This window comes from Pantoea sp. ANP04, from assembly GCF_041982285.1.
Taxonomy (GTDB): domain Bacteria; phylum Pseudomonadota; class Gammaproteobacteria; order Enterobacterales; family Enterobacteriaceae; genus Pantoea; species Pantoea eucalypti.
This window is the reverse complement of record NZ_JAUTYS010000174.1, coordinates 1-528: the sequence shown is the minus strand read 5'-3', so window position 1 is coordinate 528 and position 528 is coordinate 1. Positions and strand designations below refer to the sequence as shown.

The following is a 528-nucleotide window of genomic DNA, read 5'->3' as shown; positions in this document are numbered from 1 at the left end:
CGGGTTACTACCTTTCAATGCCGAGTGAAACGCAGACCAACATTTCGGCAGCGGATCTATTAGATGAACTAAACCAAGTTGCTATGGGTTTTGTTTGGCAAAATCCAACTACTGATGACGTCGTAGGCATTTCAAGGTGGACTATTGCCAATACCCTCTTGACCACACCAACAAACTCGTTCTCTGCTAGCCACAGCACTGCGGTGACACATTTCTGCATCAGCGACATTCAATTCACCAACAACCTCGATGACGGATTCAACTCTTACGTTGTGTCGTCCACCATCGCGCCAAACACAGTATTGGCAAGCCTCAATCAAGATTCTGTCGACCAATACGGCGAATTACGATTCAAACAACAGGTACATCTCGATTCTGCTTCGCTATCGACTTGGGCCAGCATGTTGCCACTAAAAGACCCAACACGTCGAGTAAAAAGCGTCTCTACTCGAGCAATTCGCGCCGAAGGTCAAATGGTAAACATGAACGCATTGTTACCTGGCAACGCTGTGAATGTCACATTATCAA

General features: G+C 46.6%; 1 protein-coding gene. It reads left to right on the top strand.

Translation table 11 applies throughout. From position 1 onward, the window contains the following. Nucleotides 1-528 (top strand): hypothetical protein (locus Q7C21_RS22960; protein WP_375151232.1); only part of this gene is annotated, 528 nt, incomplete at both ends.